The 5,034-nt window shown below is 42.4% G+C and carries 3 protein-coding genes; all 3 read left to right on the top strand.

Features of this window, described 5'->3' with window-relative positions; genetic code table 11:
* Positions 1-594, top strand: a 594-nt coding sequence (locus tag AC1DVJ_RS29950) for a hypothetical protein (RefSeq protein ID WP_477596389.1), incomplete at its 5' end; no start/stop codon positions are given.
* A 50-nt stretch (positions 595-644) separates the two neighbouring features.
* Positions 645-2,711, top strand: coding sequence for a right-handed parallel beta-helix repeat-containing protein (locus AC1DVJ_RS29945; protein WP_477596387.1), 2,067 nt, complete (start codon positions 645-647; stop codon positions 2,709-2,711).
* Positions 2,712-3,093: 382 nt separating this feature from the next.
* A partial coding sequence (locus AC1DVJ_RS29940; RefSeq protein ID WP_477596385.1) for a right-handed parallel beta-helix repeat-containing protein occupies positions 3,094-5,034 on the top strand: 1,941 nt, incomplete at its 3' end.

Genomic DNA, 5,034 nt, shown 5'->3' with positions numbered 1-5,034 from the left:
AACATGATCTGGACTTCGCAAAAAGAAAAGCCGAACGTATTTTTATATCATTTTACAGACAAGGATTTGAAATACGATCAGTATTATGGACAGCTATCTCCCGCATACGGCTGGATGGCACCAACGATGAAAGGCAGAAGGATTCCTAAACCAGACGTACATACTTCATGGAATGGCGATGCCGGGACCTCAAGTCTCGTTACAGTGATCGTTCCAACATTGAATGAGAACTCGCTAGTGAAATCGAAAACATGTTTAAGCCGTGATGGGATTTCCGGATTTAGGATTGAATTTGAGGATGACTCGGTTACAACATACTTGACAGCTTCTGAAACAGATCAACTATCCATTGATAGGATTAGCGCAGTGTCGAAGCAACTTCTCGTTGTAATAGGTATAAATGGCAAAGTTACAGGGATTGCTCTCGACTGTGAGTCGATGTTCGTAGATGGATGCAAAGTAGAGATTCCTTACGCCAACTTTGAATTCGAAATTATTGCCGGTCAAATGGAAGTGAAAAGCAAAATTATTATTCCGACTGGCTTTGATTGGAAAGAACATACAGAAGGGGCGAAGCCTGTGTACTCGGAGTAACATGAATAGATGAAGCTTTTTACAAAAACGATCAGAGAGGAGTGAATGACTTGAAACACCTTTTTGTTTCACCTGACGGAAGTGATTTGAACGATGGCATGATCAATACGCCGTTTGCCACATTAGAGAGGGCAAGAGATGCTATCAGGCTTATGAAGCAGACGATAGGTTTGCCTTCAGAAGGGATTTCTATTCATTTGCGGGGAGGCGTTTACCGTTTAACGGATTCGTTTCAATTGAACGAACAGGACTCTGGAACAGAAAACTCACCCATTGTATACAAGGCCTATCAAGATGAAACTGTTAGTTTGATGGGAGGATTAGATCTGAATGTGTCGGCTTTTAAGCCGGTTGTTGACGAAGCTGTACGAAATAGAATTCCGCTAGAAGCAAGATCCAAAGTTCTGCAGGTTGATTTAAAAAAGCAGGGAATCACCGATTATGGAGAAATCAGGCATTCCGGATTCGGATTACCTAGCGTGGATCCGATACCGGAATTGTTTTTTAACGGAAATGCCATGACGTTGGCCCGTTGGCCCAACGAAGGATATGTGAAAACGGGGGAAATTATCGATACGGGAACAATCCCCCGAAATTATGCGGCGGATATTCCTACGACCCATCCGGATTATGTTCCGCCGGAACTACGGGATAACCCCTATCGGGGGCTTAAGTTCGGCTTTCAAGACAATCGTCCGAATCGATGGGTGAATGCCAAGGATGTATGGCTGTTTGGATATTGGTACCATGATTGGGCGGATGGCATTCTCGAGGTCGAATCGATTGATACCGAGGCACAACGAATCAAGACCCGGCAACCAAGTTTGTATGGCGTAAGAAGCGGGCAGCGGTATTATGCCTTTAATATACTGGAAGAACTGGATGTGCCAGGGGAGTGGTATTTGGACAGGGAGCATGGGGTGTTGTATTTCTATCCACCGTCTCATTTGGAAAGTAGCACCGTTCAGCTTTCCATTATGAAGGAACCGATTATTTACATGAACAATGTTTCAAATGTAACTATTCAAGGATTGGTGTTGGAAGTGAGTCGGGGCGACGGAGTGAAGATTCTGGGGGGATCCTGCAACCGAATTCTGAAATGTGTGCTTAGAAAGCTTGGGCAAAAGGGAGTAGTTATTGGCAACGCCAACAGTCAGGACCCAATACTTGGGGGGGCTGGGCATCAAATTATAGGCTGCGAGATTTATGATACGGGTTCAGGCGGGATCACACTAAGTGGCGGGGACAGGAGTACCCTTACACCAGGAGGTCATATTGCCGAAAATAACCACATATTCCGCTATTCCCGAATCAAAAAGACATATTCAGAAGCGATCCAGATCTATGGGGTCGGCAATAGGGCAAGCCATAACCGAATTCATGATGCACCTCATGCTGCCATTATGTATTGGGGCAATGACCATATCATCGAATTTAATGAAATTTTCAATGTCGTTCTCGAAACGGATGATGCTGGTGCCATCTATGCGGGACGAAACTGGACGTACCGAGGGAATGTCATACGGTATAATTTTATTCACCATATCAGCGGAATTGAGGGCAGTGTAGGCGCCTTCGGGGTTTATATGGACGATGCAGTAAGCAGCGCGGAAATCTACGGGAATGTTTTCTACAAAGTTTGGCGCGCTTTTCATATGGGGGGAGGCAGGGACTATCTCATCGCCAACAACATAATTTTGGAAGGAAACGAATCGGTCAGCTTTGATGAAAGAGCCCAGCTTGATTGGTTCAAAGCGCATATGCACCCTGAACAGGGGACTATGTATGTTAGCCTGAGGGAAGTACCTTACCAAAGTGAGATTTGGAAGATGAAGTATCCGCGACTATTCAACATTTTGAACGATGACCCGGGGGTCCCGAAAGGGAACGCTATACGCCAGAATATTATTTATAAAACCAAGCCCATGGAGCTGGCCGATACGGTGATTAAGCACGGAGAGGTTGAAAATAACTTGCAACTTAATGAGGAGTTGGATTTGGGATTTATGGATGCTTCCCAGCTGAACTTTGCTTTGCGGCAAGATTCAGTCGTATTTCAACTAATCMCCGATTTCAAACCCATACCATTTGATAAAATTGGACTACTAGAAGAATGAGCCAGCACGATCACCGCAGTTTTCTGAATCTTTTTTTGGGAGGTACTCCCTTTTTTGTATATTAAAAACTCAGGTGTGGTATGGCTTTTGAATTATGGAAATGCAAGGAGTCCACATGGATGAGTCAAGCTAAAAGGGGGTGAACAGTATAGAAGATGCAGTTATAAAAACATACCGAAACAAACAAAATTGATCTTGGCAATACCGGTCTCAAATGCTGTAGCTGAGGTTACTTTGAGGCTGCAGGTGCAGTCTGCGGACAGGCTATCGCACACAACATCTAGAATACATTAGTTTTGGAGGCAGAATCGCTAAACAAACACTGATTCTATTTTTTAAGTTAATAATAACGCTTACAAGTAGCTAATAGGAGGAAATGTGAATGCTTAAGGCAAATGGAATTAATACTTATAAATGGATTTCCCTGGTATTAGCGATGCTAATGATTTGCACTCCAGTTTTATCGATCCCGTCCAGAGCTTCTGCAGCAACGACAACAGGCTACTACGTAGATGCTACAAATGGTAACGATGCCAACGACGGAATGACAATTGGAGCCGCTTTCAAGACCATCCAAGCTGCTGCAACTGTTGCACAATCAGGAGATGCTGTATACGTACGTGCAGGTGTATACAGAGAAACGGTTACTCCAGCTAATTCTGGCGTTACGATTAAAAACTACAATAATGAAAGCGTAACTGTATCCGGCGCTGACTTGGTTACAGGCTGGACATTGGATTCAACATTGGGTACAGGGAAAAATATCTATGCAGCCGATATGAACTGGGATATGTACAACGGCAACGGAAACATTGTTTTTGCTGATGGCGTCCTGATGCAGGAAGCGACATTTCCAAATATTGCTGTTCAAGACCTTTTGGACAGTACCAAATATAATAAAGTGAAAACATTCACTTATGGATCAACGATTAGTTCTTTAGTTGACGCACCAGGATTAGGCACTAAATTTCCTGCTAATACATTAAATAGCGGTATGCTTTGGGTTCGAACGGGGAATGGTTATGCCAGCTTCACCGCACCCATTACAGGAAATCCTACTACCTCGACCATCAATATTAATTGGCCGCTCCTATCTGCAGGCTACAATCCTGACACTACTTCCTATTATTATATTACAAGAAATAAGGCCGTATTGGATGTTGATACAGAATGGTACAAGGATGTAGCGAATGGAAAATTATATTTCATTGCTCCTGGCAACGTAGATCCAAGTACGATTACGGTTGAAGCTAAAAAGAGAATCAATGCGTTTGATTTAGCAGGAAAGACCAATATAACCATTKATGGAATTAAGCTAAGAGCTGCAAATCTTAACTTTGTTAATTCTAGCTATAATATGGTGAAAAATACTATAGTTGATGCTCCAGATTATAACTTACCTGCTGGAATGGCCGACCTTAATGGTTTAACATTAGGTCTGAATTTGAATGGAGATCACAATACGATACGGGATAGCGAAATTAGAAATTTGTATGGTCCCGGGATTCTAGTTGATGGACATGATAATAGTGTCATTAATAATTATGTTCATAATGTTGACTTTTTGCATTCCTATGCTGATGCTGTAAAACTATCCGGATATAACCATCTTGTCAGCCATAATACCCTTACGATGTCAGGTCGTGGGCTTATAGGCGGCTCTTTTTCCAGATCAGTTATAGAGTATAACGATATAAGCTATGGTATGAAGCTATCTAAAGATGGCGGCGCAGTCTATGTTGTAAATGTGGATATGGAAAACACGGAATTTCACCATAACGTAGTTCATGACATCATAGGTGCCGGAGGGTCCCACGGTATTTATCCGGATAACTCGGTGCATAACGCTATTTTTTATGACAACATTACTTATAATACAAGTGCTAATGGCATACTGATAAATGTTCCTAATGAATACCAATTATTTTATAACAATTCAATCCATGGTCCTATAGGCCAGTTCTGCAATGGCTCAGATGTCTGTGATTCAATAGGTTCGAAATTTACTAACAACATCGTAAGTGGTGCATTTGGAGCTGGAGCAAATAATAATGATATGATTAAAGCGAGAAATATCATAAGTGCTGGTACTACTCATTGGACGGCTCCTTATAGTGGAACGAATCCAAATCCATCTCTTCCTTCTGCTTATAGCTTGAGTAACACTTCTACAGGCTTTGAGCAAGGTGCAATGATTTCAGGAGTAACTGATGGTTATGTTGGAAATAAACCTGAAATAGGTGCAGTAGAAACTGGAGGAGCTCCATGGAAAGTGGGGCATGACTTTGCTAATCCTCCAAATCCTACTTTCCATCTGAATCCC

The sequence above is a fragment of the Paenibacillus sp. P4_A9 genome (assembly GCF_056402415.1).
Note: the sequence above shows the minus strand (reverse complement) of the source record. Positions and strands in the feature narration are given on the sequence as shown.